The sequence below is a fragment of the Oribacterium sp. HCP28S3_H8 genome, from assembly GCF_052064775.1.
Taxonomy (GTDB): Bacteria; Bacillota; Clostridia; order Lachnospirales; family Lachnospiraceae; genus Oribacterium.
The window spans coordinates 197,799-222,174 of record NZ_JBQHUZ010000004.1 but is presented as its reverse complement, the minus strand read 5'-3'; the positions used below and the strand labels follow the sequence as shown (position 1 = coordinate 222,174).

Below are 24,376 nucleotides of genomic sequence, written 5' to 3'. Positions count from 1 at the left end.
TTCACTTTACTCCGGATACACCAGGTGCTTCTCGTCAATCTTATACAGCGTCTGCTCCAGATAACGTCTTGCCCACCAGTGTGCCATATTGAGATTCATATCAAGGTAGTTTCCACAGTCTCTTGCAGATGCCCCGGGGATCTCCCCTTCAAAATCTCTGATGAACTCAAAGCACGAGGTAACGAGCCCGACAATATCCCGTGACTCAAGATCCCCTGCCATCAGAAGGTAAAAGCCTGTACGACAGCCCATCGGTCCAAAGTAAAGTACCCGGTCCTTCCAAAGCGGATCATTGCGAAGGAAGGTTGCGCCAAGATGCTCAATCGCATGCACCGGTGCCGTGTCCATAACCGGCTCGTCATTTGGCGCCGTAATCCGGAGATCAAAGGTCGTAATGGTCTCCGCTCCAACCTGATCCTTCCGCGAAACATATACTCCCGGCTCCAGCAGCAGGTGATTAATTGTAAAGCTTGTAATTTTATTCATATGTATTCCTCGTCTTTCTTCTGATGATTTTATCCAGCTGATTTTATTCAGATGATTTTTCCATCGGATGTCTGCCAATGCATTTATCCTACGGCATCCATCGGTGGCATTAGTGTAACATATTTATTGCACTTCTGTCACATAACTCCCCTGATCCTTCCCATTCTCTCATTACATCTCTCAATTTTTAAGATCTCTCATATGACATCGCTCTAGTGACATCTCTCTAGTTCTACATCTCTCATATGACATTTTCGAGTTCTACACTGATCCGGCAGTTACTATCCCCCGATTTATGCTTTCAGGATTCACAGAAAGTTCGTTTTACATTGATTTTCAAACGTGCTATCATGACTTTAAAGAATTAGAAATCCATCGGCATTTAGAATCATAATGAAGCTATGGATGAAGAATGACAAGTCATGGATGCGCATGAATAAAATGCATACCAGAAACGGAGGGCTGTACTATGTCAAAAAAAAAGGGATTTGCAGGCTTACTTGGATTAGCTGCGGTAGCCGGAGGAGTCGCCGCAGTCGTTTCCTATCTTTATAAATATCAGAAATTCTCTGAGGCAGTAGATCAGGATTTCACGGATGTCGTTGACTCTGCCAATGAGATGAAGGACTCTGCCAAGCGTTCTTATACCACCTTACGCCACTCACAGAGCCGGGAGGATCTCAAGGCTGCTGCCAAGGATCTCGGAACCGCTGCTAAAAATCTTGCGGTCGATGCCAAAAATCTTACCCTTGATGCCGGAAAAGATGCATACAAAACCGTAAAGGACGCCCTCAATGATAAGCTGGGCACTCCAAATCCCGAATCCGATGCAGACGATGATACCGTAGATGAAGATCTGCTCGATGATGATGATATTGAGGTGGAGTTCTACCATGATGACAAAAAAGTAGAAGCGCCGGCATCTGATAACACCGTTTCCACTGTAGATACCGCCAAAGGCACTACTGCAGACACCAAAGAGGAAGCACCTGCAGCTCCATCCGTTTCTGACGACACTAAATCTTCGGCGAATGCAACTGCCACTGCTGAGGCATCCGCTGACAATGCAGCTACGGTATCTGTATCCACTGCGACCAGTGACAGTCAAAACAATGCTGCCGCTAAAGATGATGCTTCAGAGGACAGCGCCACCAATCCTCTTTCCGACACTGAAACCTCTATAGAGAAACAGCCGGAAACCGCAACCGCAACTGTTAAAGAAGATCAGTAAAATATTTCAGGCAAATAAAAAGCATCTGAATATGCTGTAAAGCTACTGTCAGGGCTGTCACCGGCAATAAAAATTGTTGCTTCGGCGACAGCCTTTTTTACTGCCCTGCGGTATTATTTTTTTGTAGAAAAATTATTGATTAAGTGCAGAATGATTCTTATTTGCAATTGGTTATCTACAGGTTATAATAAAATTATTAATGCAGTGAAAGAAGTTTACTAGATGTTTAATTACAAAGGAATAGTTGTAGCAGTGACCGGAGCTTCTTCTGGTCTTGGAAAACAGGTGGCAGAAGGATTCGCATCTGTAGGCGCTGATCTCGTTCTGCTTGCGAGACGTGTGCAGAGACTCGAGGAAAGCGCCAAAGAATTATCCGAAAAATATGGCGTACAGGTACTTCCTGTGGGCTGTGATGTAACAGATGAAGCATCCATTGATGCCGCATTTGCCAGGATTGACAGCACCTTCGGACATATGGAGGTTCTGTTTAACGCAGCCGGCGGCGAAAGAGGCACCGGTACCACTCTCCCGGAGTTTAAGAAAGAGGACTGGGATTTCACCATGAATCTGGATCTTACTTCTATCCTCACGATGAACAAAAAGGCCGCAAAATATATGGAAGAAAAAATCGCTTCCGGGAAGCAGAGCTATGGTCGTATCATTAATGTCGCTTCCATCTATGGTCTCGTTGGAAATACCGCAATCCCGACAATCGCTTACCACGCATCCAAGGGCGCTGTTGTCAACTTCACAAGAGCCGCAGCTGCAGAGCTTGCTACAAAGGGAATTACAGTGAATGCAATCTGCCCCGGCTACTTCTACACCGAGCTTACAACCGAAACACTCAACACAGAGTATTTCCGCGCATTTGCCAAAAACTCCGTTCCGATGCAGAGATACGGTCATGAGGGCGAGCTGAATTCCGCGGCTGTCTTCCTTGGCGCAGAGGAATCCAGCTATGTAACCGGTCAGATCCTGAGCGTTGATGGCGGATACACCGCAGTATAACGCTTCCAAATGGCAGCAGCCACAGCGTAAACAATTCGCGCATAAATATCAATAAAGCTCCCTGCGAAATCAATCGAAATCGGATTTTCCGGCATCGATCAATCTCACAGGGAGCTTATTTTGATATAGAGTAAACCATCCCCACTCAAATTTACGATTTACGCCGCTTTATCATTTACACGGCTTTAGCGACATCCTTGGTTGCAACAACCGGTACCCCGGTTCCTGCCGCATCCGCAATAATCACATCTCCGGTTTTTATAGGTGCGGAAACCTTGACCTCATGGATCTCCTTCATGATGTCAAAGATCTTGCCCTTGGGGATATCCTCCTTCGTTTTCACGGACACACGCGCGATTTCTCCATTCGCAACAGGAACCGTAGAAGTGACGATTCTTGTCGAATTGGTGACTTCCTTGGCGCCGTACTGCGCGCCTCTCGGACAGGTGTTTCCTTTTACATCAATTTTTCCATCCGGTGTTTCCGTGACTGTCAGCTGACAGCCCATCGGGCACTGAATGCATGTTAATTCTCTTACCATATCTTCCTCTTTTCCATTTACGGCCGGGTAGCTACAGCCCATCGGCTTTAGACCGTGAGTTGCCTCTTACCTCTCATTGCGGTCACCCGGTGGCGATGCTCCTTTTCAGGCTTCACGCAGCGACCGGAAGCCGTCTGGCATGCTCATATCCGCCTTGTGTGCGCTTCTATGCCGGATCCTCTACGGCGATCCGGATTTCCTTCACCGGACCAATCCCCTGGAAGCTGTCCCGGGTCAGCATCACCTGCTCCATCTCACCCGGCGCCATGACACGCTTCCGGATCGTACGGATCTTCCGGTCATCATAATACACCGAGATGCTCTTGTTACGATACACATCTCCAACACGGAAACGGACTACAACCTCCGGGTCCATATTTTCAATATCCAGCATCTCCGGCACGGTATAGCGGACTCCGTTGATACCCTTCAGCATTGTCTTTGTCGAATGACTCCGTGCCTCCGGATTTCCGAGAAATGCTGCTGCATTTTTACCGGCACGCGCTGCCTCCTCGGACACAAAGTCCACAAGATCATGCACATGCAGGACATTTCCGCAGGCAAACACACCCGGCACAGAGGTCACAAGCGAATCCTCTACGTCCGGACCGGAAGTCACGGGATTTAAGGTAATGCCGGCGGTTTTCATAAGCTCTGTCTCCGGAATCAGTCCGCAGGACAAAAGCAGGGTATCACAGGAGTAGTACTCCTCTGTCCCCGGGATCGGACGACGATCCGGTCCTACTTCGGAAATCGTAATGCCTGTCACTCTCTCCTTGCCATGGATCTTTGTGACTGTGTGACTCAGCTTCAGGGGAATGCCATAATCATCGAGGCACTGCACGATGTTCCGCTTGAGTCCACCGGAGTACGGCATAAGCTCCGCAACCACCTTGACCTTGGCACCTTCCAGAGTCATGCGGCGCGCCATAATCAGTCCAATGTCTCCGGAACCGAGGATCACGACCTCTTTTCCGACCATGTAGCCCTCGATGTTCATGAGTCGCTGGGCAGTACCGGCAGTATACACGCCAGCCGGACGGAATCCCGGCAATCCCAGCGCTCCACGTGGACGCTCTCTGCATCCCATCGCAAGGATGATAGCACCAGCCTGGATCGTAACCGCGCCTTCCTCCTCATTGATGTATGTGAGCTCCCGGTCTTTGGTAATATTCACAACAATCGTATTAAGCTTATACGGGATTCCCGCATCATAGACCTGCTTTTCAAAACGCTCTGCATACTCCGGTCCCGTCAGTTCCTCCTTAAAGGTATGGAGCCCGAAGCCGTTATGGATGCACTGGTTGAGTATGCCTCCGAGCCGTGCGTCCCGCTCAAGGATCAGGATGTCCTGAACCCCCTGCTCTCTTGCCGCAATGGCAGCCGCAAGTCCTGCAGGGCCGCCTCCCACAATAACAATATCTTTATGTGTCATGAAATTTATCCTCAACTTTCCTGCAGCCTGCGCTTATCCTTTGATCATCTCGGAACCCGGCTGATTTTTGCAGACCTTCTCCATCGGGATCCCCAGCTCTCTCGAGAGGATTTCCATCGTTCGTGGTGTGCAGAAGCCTGCCTGGCAGCGTCCCATTCCCTGCCGTACTCTGCGCTTGATACCGTCCAGTGAGGTTGCACCCAGGGTACGGTGAATCGCATCCAGGATCTCCCCCTCTGAAATCTGCTCGCAGCGGCAGACAATCGTTCCGTACTTTGGATTTTTACGGATCAGAGCGTTCCTCTCCTCCATCGGAAGCTTTGCCACCTCGATAAAGCCTTTCCGCTCCGAAATGAACTGCTCCTTAGGCTGGAAGCCGCCCTTCTTCTGAATCAGTCCTGCAAGATATTCACCGATGGCAGGTGCAGAGGAGAGTCCCGGTGACTCAATGCCGGCGGCATCAAAAAAGCCCTCAGCATCCTCCGGCTCTCCCAGGATAAAGTCATCTCCGTCCTCATGTGCCCGAAGTCCTGCAAAGCCGGTAATCATCTGCCGGTAAGGGATGTCTGGCACAGACTGAAGCGCGCGTTTCTTAATATCATCCATTCCGGGAAGGGTCGTTTCCGTATCTTCCTTATCCGGAAGGTCTACCGCATCCGGTCCTACAAGGAGATTTCCATGTACCGTCGGTGTAACCAGCACGCCTTTGCCAAGCTCATTGGGCAGTTGGAAAATCGTATGGGAAACCAGCGTTCCAGCTTCCTTATCCATCAGGACATATTCCCCCTTGCGGGCTGTGATATGGATCTTATGCTCTGAAACCATGTTGTGGAACTTGTCTGCATAGACACCGGAAGCATTTACCACATATCTCGTGCGGATCTCGGAAGCTCTCCCGGAAGTCTGCACACGTAAAAGGTACGCATCCTTGTCCTTTTGAATGTCCGTGACCTCTGTCAGAAACCGGAACTCTACTCCGTTATCTGCCGCATTTTCCGCAAGCGCGATGGTCAGATTAAACGGGCAGACAATGCCGCCGGTCGGAACCAGCAGTGCCGCCACAACTTCCTTGGAGAGTGCGGGCTCCAGCTCTCTTGCCTCTTCTCCGGAAATAATGCGCATTTCCTTTACACCATTGGCAAGGCCTCTCTCATAGAGAGCGGTGAGCTTCGGCTTGTCCTCCTCCCTGAAACAGAGGATCATCGAACCGTTCTGCCGATACGGAAAATCCAGTGTATGGGAGAGCTCGCGGATCAGCTCGGCGCCGCGGACATTCATCTTTGCCTTCATGGTTCCAGGCATTGCATCATACCCCGCATGTACAATTGCAGAATTGGCCTTGGAGGTTCCGGAACAAACATCCTCCGCTCTTTCGAGCACCAGCGCGTGAAGCTTTAGTCTGGAAAGCTCCCTCGCCACTGCAGCGCCTGTGACTCCGGCACCGATTATTACAACATCATATGTATTTTCACCCATGCTTCTTTACCCCTCTGTATCCTTACGCTGCTCCGCTTCGGAGCTTCCGGCACCTGCAGCCTGCTGATCCTGCTCCTCCAGCTCTGCCCAGTAGAGTGCTGTCTTTACTGCACGCTTCCAGCCTCTTTTTAACGTCTCGCGCCGATCCTTGCTGATCTCCGGCTGGAACATACGCTCGCAGATGCCATTTTCACAGATCTCGTTTTTGTCCTTCCAGAATCCGACCGCAAGTCCCGCAAGATATGCCGCTCCCAGCGCTGTCGTTTCAATACAGGACGGCCGTTCAATTGCAATATGCGAGATATCCGACTGGAACTGCATCAGAAAGTTGTTGGCGCAGGCTCCGCCGTCTACCTTGAGGGACTGGAGCTTAAGCCCCGATTCCTTTTCCATTGCTTCCAGCAGATCGTTTGCCTGATACGCAAGCGACTCCACCACTGCCCGCACAAAATGCTCCTTCTGCGCGCCTCTCGTAAGTCCCACGATGGTGCCCCGCGCAAACTGGCTCCAGTACGGCGCGCCGATGCCCGTGAATGCAGGCACCACATAAACGCCGTTGGTGTCCTTTACGGCAGTACAATATTCCTCCGACTGCGGAGAGGAACGAAGCATGCGCATCTCATCTCTCAGCCACTGGATCGCGGCGCCGGCGATAAAAACCGAGCCCTCCAACGCGTACTCCACACGATTTCCAGTGGATGCGGCAATTGTGGTAAGGAGACCATTCTCCGAAACAATCGGATCCACACCGGTATTCATCAGCATAAAGCATCCGGTTCCATAGGTGTTTTTAACATCGCCCGGGCGGAAGCAGCACTGTCCAAATAATGACGCCTGCTGATCTCCCGCATCCCCTGCAATCGGGATCACCGCGCCGATCACGGACGGATCCGTCTCTCCATAAATGCAGCTCGACGGCTTCACCTCCGGCAGCATCGAGCGGGGGATATCAAAATAGTCGAGGATTTCCTGATCCCAGCAGAGCTTATGGATGTCATACAGCATCGTCCGGCTGGCATTGGTATAGTCCGTTACATGCACCTTGCCTCCGGTAAGGTTCCAGATGAGCCAGGTATCTACCGTGCCGAATGCAAGCTCGCCGCGTTTTGCCCGCTCCCTTGCGCAGTCCACATGATCGAGGATCCATGCGATCTTGGATGCTGAGAAATACGCGTCCGGCAGCAGTCCTGTTTTTGCCTTGATCTTCTCAGACCAGCCCTGCCGTTTCATTTCCTCGATCATATCTGCAGTTCTTCTGCACTGCCAGACAACGGCATTATAGATTGGCTGCCCGGTCTTTCGATCCCAGATGATGGTGGTTTCCCGCTGGTTGGTGATACCGATCGCCGCGATTTCATCAAAATGCGCGCCGATGGCTCCCATCGCATACATGGTCACACCGAGCTGTGAGGACCAGATTTCCATCGGATTATGCTCAACCCACCCGGGCTTAGGGTAAATCTGTGCAAACTCACGGTGCGCCTCGCTCACAATATTGCCCTTCCGGTCAAACAGGATGCACCTCGAGCTTGTCGTGCCCTGATCCATGGCAATAATATATTTCTTTTTATCGTCCATTTCGTATTCCTCTTGTGACATATGTCTTTTATTGATACGTCTTCTGCATATTGTAATCGCGATATCTTCTGTTATCGCTAAATACATGTTATCTGTTTGTTAAATTTGCGTAGGGTAACATCATCCTTTAGACTGTGATCCACCCGGTTCGGATGAATTGCTCCCCTCTTTTTGCCTTGAAATAGCATCCGAAGCACTCATCCGTCGTTTTTCCTAAGAAGCTTCTCATTACAAACAATAGCGGTCGCTCCGATATAGCTGATCTTATCTTTAAGCTGAGACTCTACCAATATGCCCTCCTCATATCCTACGCCGGCGGAGTGGCGATACACTGTCTCAAAGTTCTCGGCAAAATATGAGAGCTGAAAAATATCGCCATAATAGATGATATGATCCGGAGTCAGGATGGTAGCCGCATCCGAAAGAGCATCACACAGCTTGACAAGGATCTCTCTAAAAACCTCCTGCATTCCGGGGTCCGGAATCTCCGCCCACTCCCGGATGTTACCGGTATGCAGACGGGAGCTGTCTCCATCAAGATATTTCCAAAGCAGCGGCATGGTTTCTGCACTCAATCGGCTGCGGACTGCATCTCTTATTGCATGTGTGGATACCTCGGTTTCCAGACAGCCGTACCTGCCACAGCGGCACAGCTTCCCGCCATGACGGCGGATCACAACATGTCCAAACTCAGAGCTGGCATTATGCCGGTTGTGATAGATTTTATTATTGATGACGATCGCTGAGCCGACGCCGGGACCCCACTTAAGAAAAATCAGATTTTCCTGTTCCCGACCTGCTCCAAAGGTAAGCTCTGCTTCCGCATAAGCTTTGACATTATTTTCCACAAGGATCGGAAGGCTCGTTTCCAGTTCCAGGATTCTGCGGATTTCTACCGGGGTATCCCAGATCCGGTATGCATGGATGCTTACGCCATCCTCTCTCGATACAATACCGGGTACAGATACACCCAGTCCAAGGATACGGTCTCTTGTAAGCTTTAATTCTCTGATCATCTCCTTACCGATCTGTAGACACTCGATCAGAAACTTCTCCGGTGCAATATCTGCATCGGTAGCAATCTGCTGCTTACGTATACACTGCCCCTTTAAATCCGCAAGTGATATGGTCGTAATACTGATTTCAATACTGATTCCCAGAACATAGGCAAACGTATAGTCGATTCCAATCAGGATCTTTTTACGACCGGCACGCTTTTCCTCGGAGAGCTCGCCGATTTCCTTTAGAATCCCGAGATTCATCATTTCACTGCAGATCTGTGTTACAGCCGCTGCTGTGAGTCCAAGTTCTCTTGCAATATCCTTACGCGCCATGGGACCCTTTTCTGTCAGAATCTGCAGTATACTGCTCCGGTTGGCAATTTTGACGTTTGGTAGATTATAGCCCGTGTAATTCATCGTACATCCCTAAACTTACTAACATAAAAATACTCTGTCGAATCGCATCCTATTTCATCCGCATTGATTCGACAGAGCATATCCTACCTATGACTATACTGTTATGATCTACTTACCCGACAAACCATTGCATTAGTGCAGGCTTAACCCTGCCTGCTTCGTTTCCTCATGCTGCATGACGGATGCGCACTTATAAATAAGGGTAAATTCATCAACTATATATAGATAAATTTATCAGCTTAAAATAGGTATACATCAATATTCAGCATATGTCCAAGGATTTCCAGCTGCTTTGCGCAGTCTCCATATGCCACAACATAATGTGGCTCCCAGCCGTCCTCTACTGCCTGCTCGATGATCCTTCTGGAAGGATTTTCTGTCTTTACAACAATGGATGTGCCCAGGAACTGCCTTGGCTTATCCATCACTGAGCCCCGTGCAATAAAGAAGCGGAACTTGCCGTATTCATCTCTGCCGACACGGAAAATGGTCGCATGGTCTGCCTTCTCACATCCAAATTCCATGGTCGGTCCGATCTTACGGTTTGGATGCACTCCTACTACAGCACCGGTATCCTGTCTTGCAAGATTGCATGCCGCCATGCCGCAATGCCAGAAGGTAATGCTGTTTTCCTTTTCATCCAGCGATACCGGATCACCAAAGAAACAGGACTTGCCGGTAAGCTTAGATCCGATGTACATGGACAATGCTCCATATGTATCACTCTCGCAGCTTGCATTCACGCCAAGTGCATTAAGAAGTGAAAGTACAGTGCAGACCGGGGTCCCGAACTCGGTAAAAAAGTCCGGCCAGCAGCGGGAGGAAATAGCTCCGATATGGTTTTCCGTAACATAATCCTTGTATGCCTTATAGAGCCTTGCAAAGTCCTTGATATTTTTTTCCGGCATCTTGTCGAGTCCTACGAGCTGCTGTTCCGCATCCGTAAGATACGACTCACACTCAGCATCGGTAAAGCCCTTAGCCTTATTGATCAGCTCTCTGGACTCAATAGAGTCAAGGCTTGCACCAAAGACTGACATCATGTCCTGATCCAGCGCCCGTCCGAAGCCGAAGCCCTGCGGTGTATGACCGATGGAAACGATCTTAAGCTGCTTTAACTCATACTTTACTCTCGCAGCATCCACCGTTGCCCGGATCTTATCCTCTACTTCCTTTTCCTCCGGAGCGCCAAAGATGTACTCAAATTTCTTACCCTTACGGAAATAACGGATGGAATTGGCTGCGGAAAAAGCTCCGGTAAGCGAATTCAAACGTAAACGACCTCCATCGATCACCGGCTCTCTTAAAGTCCAGAGCAGGATCGGCGTATCAAATCTCCGTAACACCTCGCTTGCATAAGCTGCGTTGGCAAAGGTGATGTTCTGCAAGATGATGAGATCCGGCGTCAAAGAATCAAGATACGCATCCAGAAGATCCAGTGACAGAAGCATCTTCTCCGGTACAACCACGTCCGGTGTAATGCTTTTTAACAGCGCTATGGATTTCTCAAACTCCTGCTGGGCGCTCTCCAGATGAAACGTCCCTACTCCAATCGGTACATATGCAACTTTAAAACTCATATCTAGCCTCACATTTCTACATTACATTTGCAAATAGATATCTTAATCTAATCTGCCTAAGCGATCGCATCCTATCGTACGCTTACTGCGGTTAAGATAAGATTTATATTTTATACAGTTATACATTGGCTGCGGATGCATCGATTTCCTCATGCATTTTAGAGATTTCCTCTTCCTGCTGTGCATTGAGCGCATCTACCTTTTTATTGATCCGGATCATAGAGCCCACAAGAAGGACTGTGATAATCAGGATGATCAGGGAAATCGGGCGCTTAAAGAAAATCAGATAATCCCGGTTATAGGACATCATCGCGGTAACAAAATTGGATTCCATAATATCTGCAAGGATCAGTCCTAAAAGCATCGGGATCGCATCAATTTCCATCAGCTTCAGGAGATAGCTGAATACAAGTAAAGCCGCGCAGAATATGATTTCCTTAAAGTTTCCGGTTCCGGCAAAGGCTCCGGCAAAGCAGAACAGAATAATTGCTGGAGCAAGATAGGTATACCGGACCTGAACAACCTTAGCTACAAGACGGGTCAGGACCTTACCAAGCGGCCAGAGGAAAAGATTTGCTACCAGGCAGCCGACGATAATCGTATATGCCTGCAGTGCCTGCTTTGTAAACATGTTAGGACCAGGCTGCATACCGTGCAGGATAAAGGCTCCAAGCAAAAGTGCTGTAACGCCATCTCCCGGGATACCCATGGTCATAAGCGGAATCATCGCAGAACCAACAACCGCGTTATTGGAGGACTCTGCCGCTGCAATACCTTCGAGTGATCCCTTACCAAACTTCTCCGGATGCTTACTGAACTGCTTTGCCTGATTGTAGCAGAGGAACTGTGCAACACCACCGCCAACACCTGGCATCGCGCCGATAAAGGATGCGATCATCGTGCTGAGCAGCGTAGTTGGTAAAATCGATACTGCTTCCTTAATAGAGAGACCACGCTTGTCGATCGCTGTGGCATCACCCATATCGCCGCCCTTAACCTTATATTCTGCAAGCTTTCCAACCACCTGCTTTAAGGCAACCAGCGCGATCATGGCTGGCAGCATATCGATACCAAACTGAAGGATCGAGATTCCAAAGGTAAATCTGGCAACACCGGTTACGGAATCGACGCCGACACTTGCAAGCAGGATGCCGAACAAACCGGACATAATGCCCTTCGGAAGGGAATTACCGGAAACACCTGCCAGAAGCGAGATGCCGAGGATTGCCATGGAGAAATATTCAACAGAAGTAAATTTTGCAACCAGTACCGCAATCGGAGCCGCAAGGAACAAGAGAAGCAATGCACCGACAATGCCGCCAAACGAGGAAGCAAAAAGCGAGGTATCCAGTGCCTGCAGTACCCGTCCTTTTTTAGCGAGCGGATAACCATCAAAGGTGGTAGCAATCGCGGAATTGGTACCCGGAGTATTGAGTGTAATGGCACTGATTGAGCCACCATACATGCCTCCGACATAAACGGCAAGCAATGCAATGATTGCGGTGGAAGCATCCTTGATGCCATAGGTCAACGGCAGGAACAGGATGATACCCAGTGTAACAGAAAGTCCCGGGATGCATCCGATGATCATGCCCATGACCATGCCGCCAAAGATAAACAGTAGATTGACTGGCGTAAAAACAGCCGCAAAGGCTGCGCCAACATTAGCAAAGTATCCCATATGCGCCCTCCTTACATGATGAACTCAAGCAGCCCCGCTGGGAGACTGATATGAAAAACATTCTTAAAGAGGAAAAAGACGATGATGACCATTGCAATCGTATAAATATAGATTGCCGGCTTGCGCTCTCCCTCAAACCATTGCATCCAGCAGAACACCAGAATCCCGGATGGGATAAATCCAAGGAAATGGATACCGATCACAAAAAGAATCATTGCAAGGATCAGAATCAGCTCCGGTCTTTCGTTTTCCCAAACAAACTCATAGACATGCTCTTTTTTTAACACAAGGCTCTGAAACAGCAGAACCAGAGAACAAATCAGCATACCGACCAGGCAGATGCCCGGGATAATCCGGGGACTGGGTGCTCCGGAGTCCCACATCGGAAGTCGTACCTGCGACGGGATCGCAAACATCATGAGGATTGAAAACACACCCATGACAATACCTGCCAGCAGATTGGTTTTTATTTTAATGACCTTTTTCATTTTATAACCCTTTCTTTTGCGCCGCTTTTTAACAGAAGCGCCGAAAAGTCCATAAAAGGCATTTCCGACGCTTTCGTTTCACTCATGAGCATTCATTGAAAAATCATCTGCCTTATCATCACTTACTTCTGATTGCTGAGCAGCTTAAATGCTTCCACTGCCTTTTTGCAGGCATCATCATAGTGCTTTACATCATCCTCACCATAGATCTCCGTATCATTTAACAGGATGCTTGCGATGAAGTCCTTGTACTCATCTGTTGCCCATACGTCCTTTGCAACCTGTGTCACCGTATCCTGCCACTCCTGTGGAGCACCCTTACGTACAGCTATAGAACCGCCTGCCGGTAAGATGGAGCTTGTGAAATCCTTGGAAGCATCCAGAGCCTTATCCTTGCCATCACCTGCTAAGGACGGTACAGAAATCGCGCCATTAGGACCGGTAAAGCCCTCAAACGTATCTTCCGAGAATGCAAGCACCGGAACCAGTGTCCCTGCTTCTACGTCCTCTTTTGCCACCTGTGTGGTACCAACGAAGCAATCTACCTCGCCATCCGTAAGACCCTTTTTCTGTGCTGCACCACCATCATACGGTACAACCGTAACCTTGCCGCCCTCCAGCGCAAGCAGTGAGCCTAATGCAAGATGCGGATCCGAGAGAGGGTTACCTCCGGACATCTTGAGTCCGCTGCTCTTGGATTTTTCAATCAGACCTTCCAGTGTCTGATCCGGTGTCGTATAAAGGATCCAGGTCCGGTCATCGATGGTTGCAACCGGCATGATCTCATTTCTGTCAAAATCAACAACCTCCGTATTAAACTGCTTGCCAAGATCATGACGATATGCAACTCCGTAGCCATAAACAAGCAGATCTGTGGTGTCCGGGTCTTCCTTTGTGAATGCGGTTGCCGCAGCAAATCCATCACCGCCGGTCTGCTGCTCCACAATGAAGTTATATTCCGGATGCACCTTGCTTGCGACTTCCGCAAACTTTCTTGCGATGATATCTGCTGTTCCACCGACACCATACGGGCAGATGATCTTAACTGTTTCGGCACTGCCGGACTTTGCTGCCTTGCCTGTCTCAGCACCGGCAGCTGTAGTTGTCGTCTGTCCTCCGGCTGCCGCAGTTGTGCCTGCAGCAGAACCCGATGATCCGCAGCCTGCAAGACCCAGTGCCATCACTGCAGCCATCATTCCAGCTAATACTCGTTTTTTCATAAAATTTTCCTCCTAAATGAAGTGTATTTTTATGGAGCACTCCAGGCTCCTAAAATCTCGATGTTATAAAGCTTTTGTCTAAAGAACCGTATTGGCTCAATACCGGTATTATATTGGCTATACCAAAATCATGTTTCCTCTGCATCTGTAAGCGCAAGATTTCAGACCTTTAACAGTAATGTAAGTCCCATGATAAGAAGCAGTACATAGGACAAAATCATAAAGGTTCGCTGGCTTAGCTTATGGTAGAAATATGTGCCAAGGCACATACCGCCAACCAGGAAGGGTACGGATGCCAGCGTAATCAGGCACTCCTCTCTGGTCCAGAAGCCGGAACGGATATCATCCACCAGCACCATCCCGTTAAGGAAAATCCAGATCGTGGAGACCGTCGAACGGAACTCATTTTTATCCGGTAACCTTTTGGCAAGGTATCCGATGAGCAATGGTCCGCCGGAAACAAAGATCCCGTGAACCACACCGGCAATCGGTGGCAAGAAATACAAAAACGGTGATACCCTGGCGGCTTCTGTTGTAACAGGCGCCTTAGCGGAAGCTTCCGTGCCGGCTGCATTGGCATCTCCCTGCCCTTTCTTTTTAGGATTCCGGAACTGTCCGATGAGTCCCGGAATCGAGAGGAGGATAACAAAGATGCCGAGGATCAGGTACATCAGTGACTGCTGCTGGATAACTCGCTCTTTGATATGAATGCCGACCAGAATGCCGGCGCCCATAATCAATACAATTTTCCATACCTCTCTCCAGATGACATAGCGGCGGTTCCCGAGAAATACATACACGCCGCAGCCAAGCCCAAAAACGTTGAGCAGCGGCTTGGCAACGGGGTAACCCACCAGCATGATGCCAAATGGCATAGAGAGCACCGTACCTGCAAATCCTGTAATGGAATTAATGAGATGCGTAAAAAAGATGATGACAAAAAACAGAAGGTATTTAATATAGGTCATGCATGTCCCTTCCGTACTTTTTACCGAGCCCGGCAAAAAGCTCTGCGAAGCTGCTCTCCTTCCGGTAAAAAACTGCCGGATAACCGAGCGGAGCTGCTACCACATTGGAGCCACCTCCATAGGTTCTGCCAGTCCAGAGGTGTACCCAGGTATCTTCCGGGAGATAAACCTCACGCTCCTTCTGGGCCTCCTGCCATACCGGCGCAACGAGCATATCCCGTCCAAGGAGATATTCAAACTGTTCTGTGAAGCAGCGCGCATCACCATCATAGTGGAAGAACAACGGTCTTTGTACCGGGGCTCCTGTCTCATGATTTTCCTTCACGAGTCCCTTTACGTATGGGGACAGCTCCCGGTAGATGTTTACAAGTCGTGCCATCCGCTTAATACCGTCCTCGTCGTTATAGAACTGATAGCATTCATCCGGACGGTTTCCTTCATGGGTCCGCATCACCGGCGTAAAGGCGGCCATCTCCGCCCAGCGGAAAAATACTTCCTTGGTGCGGTCGTTGCCAAACAGTGAGGTATATCCTCCGATGTCGCTGTGGTTCAGTCCCATGCCCATCATACCGGAGGACAGAGCTGCCGAGATCACCGTGCAGAGTCCGTCATGTCTTGAAAAATCCACAGACTGATCGCCTGCCCAGAGGAGCGTGCAGTATTTCTGTGATCCTGCGCCGCCGGCTCTCATGAAGTAAACGATCTGCCCGAGCTTACCGCTCTCCTTCACTGCCTCATAGTTGCATTTTGCCCATAAAACCGGCCAGTGATTATGCTCCTTCATGGCAGATACGCCATTATACAGCACGGCATCGTCGGTCGGGAGATATTCGCCAAAGTCCGCCATCCATCCGTCAATACCGATGTCGATGGAATAGGTTTTAATGATATCCTTGAACCATGCGAATGCTGCCGGATTGGTGAGATCCACTGCCCCGCAGTAAAACTCTCCGAAATCTACAAGGTAGGTGCTTCCATCATGTCGTTTAACAAAATATCCTTTTTCCTCTCCCTCACGGAACAGCTTTCCATCATTGACAAGATAAGGATTAACGTATCCGAGGAATTTCACACCTGCTTTATGCAGCTCCCGTATTTTGTCCGGAAGTCCCGGATACATGCCTTCGTGAAAATGCCAGTCCCACTGGAGACGCTTACCAAAGCTTGTTACACGTTTCCCGCACCAGTCCTGGCACCAGATACCGGCAAGCTTTACGCCGCCCTGTTGTACCTTGTCCGCAAGTCCAAAGGATCTCTCATTTCCGCCCTGTACACCAAAGATGAGACCGTTGTAAACCCAGTCCGGAAGCTCAGGCTGCCGTCCAAAAAATGCGGTTTCCTTTTTGAGAAGCTCCGGGAAGCTGTCCGCACATTCAATTCTGAGTCCTGCCGGCACCTCCCAGATCTGAAGCTCATGATACTCTGCATTTCTGAAGTCAAAGTCCGCGTAAGCTGTAGAATTCACGTGCAGATAGTAGCATTTGGAAGAAACATAGGTTGGTTCCGGATAATTGGTGTTGTAATAGTCACCGCCTGCCTTGTTTTCTACATCCGATCTCCAGGTGATATAGGTGCTTTTGTCACGTCCTACACCTGGCTCACTGGTCCAAAGCGAGAAATGTCTCCCTCTCAGATCGAAGTACGACATCTGCTCTCCGCAGCCATATACGTGCTCCTCAGGATCTGCCTGAACCCTAATCCAGAAACGATTGATACTCTCATCGAGGCTCTGGAACCGGATTTCGCAGGCACCCTTCCGGATCGTAATGTCTCCCCGGACCTTATTACTGAAGTTCACGGATGTAACACCATCCTGTTCCCGGATCTCCACCGGATACAGCGGGATCCTCTCGGAAACATAATCCTCAATTTTAAAATTGCCTCGGTACATATCTACCGATTCCTGACCATGTCCGATGTAAATCATCGCCTTGTCCGGACCGGACTCCAGCAGGATATCCTGACCATTTTTTAATTGAAAGGAATTTGTTGTTTTAATGAGTTCCATAGCTTCTCCCTAACTTCCGGCACGTAACCTCTAGTACTTTACTTCCTTATTGGGTCCCTTTACTCCGCCAACAGCGCCCTGCTTCATCAGCGGTTCTCTCTCCGGGTGCGCAATAACCCACTTGTTTCTCTGAAGCAGCAGCTGGCTCTCTTCATCAACCGCCGTTTCTTTTACAAGCGGAGTGTTGGTACCCTGTGGTAAAATCACGACACCCTTAAATCCGGTATCATTCACTCTGCAGGGTGAAAGATGCAGTGTCGTCTGATACATCTCGATCACGGTTCCCTTTGGCACAAAAAAGACCTGTACCTGATCCACACTATACTCGTTATGCGCAATGTCCCAGACATGTCCGAGGCAGAGGCAGAAATCCGTCACAGCAATATTGATTTCGCTGCCCTTATGATATTCAAATCCATTGTATGTGGTATTGCGTCCATTGCAGTACCCGATCTCAATCGGCATACCGCCATAAACGAGGTTTTCGATCTGCTTTTTGATCGGGAATGCTTCCATCTCCGGCACGGACGCCACATATACGTTGCCGTTTTCCGGAATCTCCGTATGTGCTTCCATATACCGGACCAGCGCAGAAACGTCATACGCACCAATGACCCGTCCGTAGGTCTTAAATGCCTCCCTGTCCAGAACGGAGCAGATCTTCATATCATTGACCTGATTGAGTCTCTCTAAAAGCTCCATTTACGCCTTTTCCTCTCTCACTACCTTGATCGTTGCGGAGAAGTCCTCCTTGCCATAGCCATCAGCCATAGCTTTTTCATAAACTCTGACTACATTCATCTCTCCCGGCATCGGTACACCGTGCTCCTCTGCAAGCTTCTTGCAGATATGCACATCCTTGTTCATGTTTTCTACGGAAAACGCCGTTGTGAAATCATTCTTCTCAATGACATCCTTCTTGCTGTCCAGATAGAAGTTCTGTCCGCCGCCATAGGAAATTGCCGTTGCAAAGGTCTGAATGTCTATGCCGCAGATTGCAGCAAGATTGGAAACCTCATTGACACCATTCTGGATCTGTCCAACCAGCGCATTGTGCAGGATCTTCATCGTGATACCCTTGCCGTTGCCACCCATACGGATAACATTTTCACCCATGTATAAAAGAATCGGCTTTATCGTCTCATAAAGATTTTCGTCACAGCCTGCATAAATACCGAGCTTTCCGGCGATTGCTGCCGGCTTGGACTTTACAACAGGTGCATCTGCAAACTGTGCGCCGGTCTTTTTAACCATCTCGGAGATTTCCACAGAAACGCTTGGGTCAATGGTACTCATGTCGATACAGATCTTGCCGGGTCCAAGCTTTGGAAGAATCTCGGTATATACCGCTCTGGAATGCTCTGACTTCGGCACCATGGAGATGATGACATCTGATTTCTCTGCAAGCTCCACATTGTTTGCCGCAGGTACCGCGCCGACTTTTGCAAGCTTCTCGACCTGAGCCGCGATCATGTCATAGCAGTAAACCGTATCATTATGCTTCTTTACGATATTTTCACACATGGACTCGCCCATGATTCCGAGTCCGATAAATCCGATCTTCATATCTTACTGTCCTTTCCATATTACAGGCTCCGCCTGCTGCCCTTGGCAGTTTGCGGAGCCTTGCAGCTGATCCGCCATTTAAAAGCTTCTGAGCTTATGTTCCTTCCCATTATGCCTTTTTGGTATTGTCCCAGGCATTGCAGAAGGTTTCGAGTCCCTGTGTGGTATATGCATGATGCTGTGCTGACTTATAAACCGCAAGACCTGCCGTTACAATATCCGCTCCTGCAACTGCGCAGTCTACAATCTGCTTAGGCGAACGGATTGCTGCACAGATGATCTGTGTCTTTCCATAGAAGCCATAATTTTTGTATATTGTGACAATATCCTGGATGTACTGCTTGCAGTCCTCACCATTATCTTCCTTCCATCCGATAAACGGAGAAACAAACAGTGATCCGTTTTTAGCTGCAAAAAGTGCCTGTGCCGGTGCAAATACGAGTGTCAGATTGGTGCGAATGCCTTCTTTTTCAAGTCTTCTCGCTGCTTCTACGCCAAACTCTGTTGCCGGAATCTTGATTGCAAAGTTCTCTGAAATCTGTGCATATTTCTCTGCCTCTTTACAGATATCATCAGCATTATCAAGATGCGGATTTACCTCAATCGAAACCGGGAATTTATCAATGCCATCCAGCTTCTGATCCTTTACCCACTGGGCAATATCACGGATCGCTACTTCAAACGGCTTGCCGCTCAGCATGATATGCTTCGGATTGGTGGTCACACCATCAATTCCAAAGGTACGATACGCATAATCGATCTCATCCAGCTTTGCACTATCCAGGAAAAATTTCATTTTACTACCTCCCCCACTGTAATTGATTTATCTGTGGAAATTAATTGATTAAATTTACTAACTAATTGTGAGTATAGTTTCTTTTTCACAAAAGTCAATTATTTAGCATGGTGTTTTTATGCATAATTTCATTTTTGTAGGCTCTGACAATTTTTTCTTGATATTTTTGTGCAGATAGTGAAACGGATATTTTTCCGGGTCTCAGGGTGACGCGCAGTCATCTGATTGCCCGTGATTTTATGATTTCGGATGAATCACACCAAAATATTCCCTTCAAACATAAAAAACGTACCTGGAGTCAATGCTTAAAAATCAATGAAGCATTACTTCAGGTACGTTTTATAAATTTCCACGGACAGGATATATCCGAAAAGCCTTTTGACTTTTTAATATATGATCAAGGATGCTTTCTTCTGCACCCTAATCTCATTTCTCTTGCATCCTCAGCCTCACTTCTGCGTCAGAGGCAGTATCCGGAAACCTGGAGGAGGCATGGAGGATACGTTCTCTTGCGTCTCTAATTTCACTTCTGCACCGGCAGCTTGAAACTGGACTTGAGCTCCACGATCCGGTTAAATACCGGGTGTCCCTCGGCGGAGTCCTTGCAGTCCACACAGAAAAATCCGTTCCGAACAAACTGGAAGCTATCATATGCCTTTGCCTGCATCAGCGCCGGCTCTACAAGAGCCTCAACCGTCGTAAGGGAGTTCGGATTAAAGTTCAGCGTTCCATCCGCATTGAGCTTACCCTTCTCCTCATCGATCAGCTGCTCATAGAGACGCACCGGTGCCTTGCCGCAGCTTGCCGCATCCACCCAGTGAATGGTGCCCTTGACCTTACGACCGGTAAAGCCGGAACCGGACTTGGTCTCCGGATCATACGTACAATGCACGCAGATAACATTGCCATCCGCATCTGTATCATATCCGGTGCAGGTCACAAAGTATGCACCCATGAGACGCACTTCATTTCCCGGATACAGTCTCTTATATTTCTTAGGAGGCTCGACCATAAAGTCCTCGCGCTCGATATAGAGCTCCTTAGAAAATGGCACCTGGCGGCTGCCCATCTCCTCATTTTCCACATTGTTGGGGATATCCAGCATCTCGCTCTGCCCCTCCGGATAGTTGTCGATGACAAGCTTCAGCGGATTCAGCACCGCCATCAGTCTCGGTGCCTTAGGCTTTAAATCCTCACGGATGCAGTACTCCAGGAGCGAGTAGTCGCTGGAGGAATTGGCCTTGGAAATACCGGAGAGCTTCACAAAGTTCTGGATGGACTCCGGAGTATATCCTCTCCGTCTCAGAGCCGCAATCGTCACAAGACGCGGATCATCCCAGCCGTCCACGACACCATCCTCAACCAGCTTTTTAATATATCTCTTACCAGTCACAACATTGGTAAGATAGAGCTTTGCAAACTCAATCTGACGAGGCGGATGCGGAAACTCGCACTCTCTTACCACCCAGTCATAGAGCGGTCTATGATCTTCAAACTCCAGTGTACACAGCGAATGCGTAATGCCCTCGACAGCATCCTCAATCGGATGTGCAAAATCATACATAGGATAGATGCACCACTTATCCCCGGTATTATGATGATGCATATGCGCAACACGATAAATGATCGGATCACGCATGTTGAGATTGGGACTCGCCATATCAATCCGCGCCCGGAGGATCATGGTTCCATCGGCAAACTTTCCCTCTTTCATCTCCTCAAACAGACGGAGATTCTCCTCGATCGGACGGTTCCGGTTCGGTGACTCCTTGCCGGGATGCGTAAAGTCTCCACGGTACTCCGTGATCTGCTCTGCAGTGAGATCATCTACAAACGCCTTGCCCTTTTTAATGAGAAGGACAGCCTTTTCATACATGATGTCAAAATAGTCCGAGGCAAAAAACATTCTGTCCTCAAAATCTGCGCCAAGCCACTTGACATCCCGCACAATTGCATTAACAAACTCGGATTTCTCCTTCATCGGGTTGGTATCATCAAAGCGCAGATTAAACTTGCCGCCGTACTCCTTGGCGATCCCGTAATTCAGTAAAATTGACTTTGCATGACCGATATGGAGATACCCATTCGGCTCCGGTGGAAAACGGGTGTGCACATGATCATATACCCCTTCCTTGAGATCCTCATCAATCAGCTGCTCTATAAAGTTTTTAGATGTCGGATCATTTTTTTCCGCTTCATCCTGTATATTTTTTTCAATCTCCATACTCAGGCCTCCTGTTAATAATAGTGAAGTATACCACAGACCGCCGCCGGACTTCAATATTCCGGATGATTTTTCCGGAAGCGCGCAATGTGTCTCCGCCGGTTCGCCTGCATTCGCTCACGCGCCGTACGGAGCAGCTGTCCCGCTACGGGCTGCTCGGAATATAGAGCAAGTCCTGTAGAGGGATACAAGGTGAATCGCTTGTTCCGGATCATGTGAATGCCTGCGACCTCGCGGTATACCGCTTTTTCCAGCTTCTCCGCTTCCTCCCGGCTCTCCACCTGCCGTATCACCCGGAACTCGTCTCCGCAGTGTCGGAGCAGCGCGCATTCCGTGCCGAACCGTTTCCGGAGAAGCTCTGCGATGAAGAAAAGCACCTGATCGCAAAAGGCAGATCCATAGAGACGCTGAAGCTCCCGGAAATTATCTATACTGATCGAAATCATGCAGAAATCCTGCTTGTGAAGCATGTATTCATCCTGAAACTCCAGAAGGACATTCATACCGCCCCGGACGTTTAATAGGCCGGTGAGATGATCAATTTCCTGAAGATCCGGATGCGCAGATTTTAATCTCTCTGCGTTGTTAACTTCCCGGAAAAAACCCAGGATTCCTGTAATTCTGCCATCCTTATAAATCGGCGTCTTGGATGCAACAATGCTTTTATTCTGGCCATTCACAAGGCAGTGACCAGGAACCTCATGCGTGGAGATTCCTTTATCCAACACATTGATTTCATCCTCACGGAACGCATCAGGGCTTACATGCCAGCCCATATCCTCATCTGTTTTACCGATCACTTCCTCAACAGAGTGGAAGCCGTAATAGTCCAGGAATTTACAGTTCACTCCCATGAAACGTCGTTCCCGATCCTTCCAGAAAATACCCAGCTCCGTCCAGCGAAGTGCGTTTTGCCAGAGTATTTCCGGGCTGATATCCTCGCTGTACCCTTCCTTTTCCTCCTCCATAAAGTAGTCCTTACGATAATGGTTCCAGACATTTCCCTTGGCAGTATCCTCGTCCCGCACCATGACAAGAACATGCTCCGGCTTCACGATAAAGGCAAGATAAATTTTCCAGGAGTAATTGCCATGCCCGTCTATGGTGCGGATGTAGGCATTGATAAAGCCCTTCTGCGACTCCCGGATCTTCTTTTCCATTGTATCGGTATCAAAAAACTTGAGATAGTGCGGGCGATCCTCGTCATAAACCTTCTCCGCCGCATATCGTGTCACAATATCCTTGATGCTTCCATGCTGACGTTCCCCCGCCTCCTGGTTATCTGTAGTCAGCACCTCAAGATAACCCTTGTCAATATGCAGGAGATAGACTTCATTGTAAATCGCATATAGATGCCGGAGACTGCCATCCAGCTTCCGGTCCCGCTCCATATCCGTATTGCGGGAGATGTCCGTAAGTGAATATAAAATTGCGCTCCTTGACCCGCTGCTGGAAATAAGCTTTAACTTCACGCTGCAGTAATCTCCGCCGTCTACATAGTTAAAGATTTCACTTCCCTGCGTCCTTGTCCGGTCCAGCGCCTTAATAAAACGCCCCGCCGCAGGGAAACTTCTCGCCTTGATGGCATTCACCACCTCCTGAGGCTCCGAATACCCCAGCAGCTTAAGTGCCTTCTTGCAGGCGTCATTGGTATAGATGGCCCGGAAGCCCTGCACATCCGCGTCAAACTCAAGGAGCGCAAGAGCGAGATCCGAGCTTCTTAAAAATTCGCTCTCCTTAGCTTCCTCATGGAAATCAAAGGGATTGGCGCTCAGGACATTGACCTTGCCGATCTCATCATAATACTGCTGCTCCGCCGGAGATTCTCTGTCGATTCCCTTGTCCTTAAGCTCCAGGAGGCACTGCTCATATGGAAGCGGAGGTCCGTAATAATAGCCTTGAATTTTTTCACAGCCGATACTCAAAAGAAAGTCCTTCTGCTCCCGGCTCTCGACACCCTCCGCAAGTGTGTGTATCCCGATACGCTTTGCCATATCCACAATCGACGCGATGATCTCGCGGGAACGGGCACTGAAGTCGCTGAGGAAGCGCATGTCAATCTTCAGCTCGTTAAATGCATAGTCCTTAAGCACATTTAAGGAGGAGTATCCGGACCCGAAGTCATCCATCCAAACCTCATACCCCGCCTCCTGCAGCTCCCGGATCCATTTCTGCATTTCATCCGCATGCTCAGTCAGGACGGATTCCGTAATTTCAAAGCGGATCACCTCCTTGGGGACCTCATACTCTCCCACGATCCGCTCAACCTCCTGTAAAACATCCACTGCCTCAAAGTCAAGACGACTCAGATTCACAGAAACCGGCACCGGCAGGATGCCCTGTTGGCGGCACCTGCTGTATCTCTTACAAACCTCACGGATAATATACAAATCCAGGAGATGAATCAGCTTATGCTTTTCCAAAACATGGATAAAGCGGTCCGGCGGCAGCAGGCCATACTCCGGATCCTCCCACCTGGCAAGCGCCTCCATACCACAGAGCTTCTCTGACAGCGTTCTCACCACCGGCTGATAATAAACCTTGATTTCATGGTCATTGAGAGCCTTATCCAGCCGCATCAGGATATGCTCCTCCAGATGACTGAAATCCATTTCTTGCGTAACAACAGCTCGTCGATTTTCCGTACCCATACGATTTCCCTCTTGGAAATT

The 24,376-nt window shown here is 49.0% G+C and carries 19 protein-coding genes; 2 read left to right on the top strand and 17 right to left on the bottom strand.

Annotation, left to right across the window (positions count from 1 at the left end; translation table 11 throughout):
- Positions 1 to 6: 6 nt before the first annotated feature.
- Positions 7 to 486 (bottom strand): S-ribosylhomocysteine lyase, encoded by a 480-nt coding sequence (locus ACTNEN_RS06725; RefSeq protein ID WP_441205303.1) that lies wholly within the window; start codon positions 484 to 486, stop codon positions 7 to 9.
- A gap of 469 nt (positions 487 to 955) precedes the next feature.
- Between ACTNEN_RS06725 and ACTNEN_RS06720 the strand changes: the two genes are divergently transcribed.
- Positions 956 to 1,717: a hypothetical protein gene (locus ACTNEN_RS06720; RefSeq protein WP_441205302.1), complete on the top strand. Its 762-nt coding sequence runs from the start codon at positions 956 to 958 to the stop codon at positions 1,715 to 1,717.
- Between the two features lie 222 nt (positions 1,718 to 1,939).
- The gene (locus ACTNEN_RS06715; RefSeq protein ID WP_441205300.1) at positions 1,940 to 2,725 is read left to right on the top strand and encodes an SDR family NAD(P)-dependent oxidoreductase; all 786 of its coding nucleotides are present in this window, start codon (positions 1,940 to 1,942) and stop codon (positions 2,723 to 2,725) included.
- Between the two features lie 175 nt (positions 2,726 to 2,900).
- Here ACTNEN_RS06715 and ACTNEN_RS06710 read toward each other — a convergent pair whose 3' ends face one another.
- The 16 genes from ACTNEN_RS06710 to ACTNEN_RS06635 form a co-directional block, all read right to left on the bottom strand.
- Positions 2,901 to 3,266 (bottom strand): DUF1667 domain-containing protein, encoded by a 366-nt coding sequence (locus ACTNEN_RS06710; protein WP_441205298.1) that lies wholly within the window; start codon positions 3,264 to 3,266, stop codon positions 2,901 to 2,903.
- A gap of 166 nt (positions 3,267 to 3,432) precedes the next feature.
- Positions 3,433 to 4,701, bottom strand: coding sequence for an NAD(P)/FAD-dependent oxidoreductase (locus ACTNEN_RS06705; protein ID WP_441205297.1), 1,269 nt, complete (start codon positions 4,699 to 4,701; stop codon positions 3,433 to 3,435).
- Between the two features lie 33 nt (positions 4,702 to 4,734).
- Positions 4,735 to 6,177 carry an NAD(P)/FAD-dependent oxidoreductase gene (locus tag ACTNEN_RS06700; protein ID WP_441205296.1) on the bottom strand — a complete coding sequence of 481 codons (1,443 nt, stop codon included), beginning with the start codon at positions 6,175 to 6,177 and terminating at the stop codon, positions 4,735 to 4,737.
- 6 nt (positions 6,178 to 6,183) lie between these two features.
- Positions 6,184 to 7,755, bottom strand: a complete 1,572-nt coding sequence (gene glpK / locus ACTNEN_RS06695; protein WP_441205294.1) for a glycerol kinase GlpK — start codon at positions 7,753 to 7,755, stop codon at positions 6,184 to 6,186.
- A 197-nt stretch (positions 7,756 to 7,952) separates the two neighbouring features.
- Positions 7,953 to 9,173 (bottom strand): ROK family protein, encoded by a 1,221-nt coding sequence (locus ACTNEN_RS06690; RefSeq protein WP_441205292.1) that lies wholly within the window; start codon positions 9,171 to 9,173, stop codon positions 7,953 to 7,955.
- 239 nt (positions 9,174 to 9,412) lie between these two features.
- A complete protein-coding gene (locus ACTNEN_RS06685) occupies positions 9,413 to 10,753 on the bottom strand; it encodes a fucose isomerase (protein ID WP_441205291.1) in 1,341 nt (446 codons plus the stop codon).
- Between the two features lie 118 nt (positions 10,754 to 10,871).
- Positions 10,872 to 12,434, bottom strand: a complete 1,563-nt coding sequence (locus tag ACTNEN_RS06680) for a tripartite tricarboxylate transporter permease (RefSeq protein ID WP_441205290.1) — start codon at positions 12,432 to 12,434, stop codon at positions 10,872 to 10,874.
- Positions 12,435 to 12,445: 11 nt separating this feature from the next.
- Positions 12,446 to 12,922 (bottom strand): tripartite tricarboxylate transporter TctB family protein, encoded by a 477-nt coding sequence (locus ACTNEN_RS06675; protein ID WP_441205289.1) that lies wholly within the window; start codon positions 12,920 to 12,922, stop codon positions 12,446 to 12,448.
- Between the two features lie 122 nt (positions 12,923 to 13,044).
- Complete coding sequence (locus ACTNEN_RS06670) at positions 13,045 to 14,142, bottom strand: hypothetical protein (RefSeq protein ID WP_441205287.1); 1,098 nt, start codon at positions 14,140 to 14,142, stop codon at positions 13,045 to 13,047.
- 161 nt (positions 14,143 to 14,303) lie between these two features.
- Positions 14,304 to 15,110, bottom strand: a complete 807-nt coding sequence (locus ACTNEN_RS06665; RefSeq protein WP_441205286.1) for a TSUP family transporter — start codon at positions 15,108 to 15,110, stop codon at positions 14,304 to 14,306.
- Entirely contained in the window at positions 15,097 to 17,118 is a 2,022-nt protein-coding gene (locus ACTNEN_RS06660) for an alpha-glucosidase (protein WP_441205285.1), read from the bottom strand. The genes ACTNEN_RS06665 and ACTNEN_RS06660 overlap by 14 nt, the downstream gene beginning before the upstream one ends.
- 30 nt (positions 17,119 to 17,148) lie before the next feature.
- The gene (locus ACTNEN_RS06655; protein WP_441205284.1) at positions 17,149 to 17,820 is read right to left on the bottom strand and encodes a DUF4867 family protein; all 672 of its coding nucleotides are present in this window, start codon (positions 17,818 to 17,820) and stop codon (positions 17,149 to 17,151) included.
- Positions 17,821 to 18,684, bottom strand: coding sequence for an NAD(P)-dependent oxidoreductase (locus tag ACTNEN_RS06650; protein ID WP_441205283.1), 864 nt, complete (start codon positions 18,682 to 18,684; stop codon positions 17,821 to 17,823).
- A 109-nt stretch (positions 18,685 to 18,793) separates the two neighbouring features.
- Positions 18,794 to 19,480, bottom strand: coding sequence for a transaldolase family protein (locus ACTNEN_RS06645; protein ID WP_441205282.1), 687 nt, complete (start codon positions 19,478 to 19,480; stop codon positions 18,794 to 18,796).
- A 523-nt stretch (positions 19,481 to 20,003) separates the two neighbouring features.
- Positions 20,004 to 21,704, bottom strand: coding sequence for a glutamine--tRNA ligase/YqeY domain fusion protein (locus ACTNEN_RS06640; protein ID WP_441205281.1), 1,701 nt, complete (start codon positions 21,702 to 21,704; stop codon positions 20,004 to 20,006).
- Positions 21,705 to 21,757: 53 nt separating this feature from the next.
- A complete protein-coding gene (locus ACTNEN_RS06635) occupies positions 21,758 to 24,355 on the bottom strand; it encodes an EAL domain-containing protein (RefSeq protein ID WP_441205279.1) in 2,598 nt (865 codons plus the stop codon).
- Positions 24,356 to 24,376 lie beyond the last annotated feature (21 nt).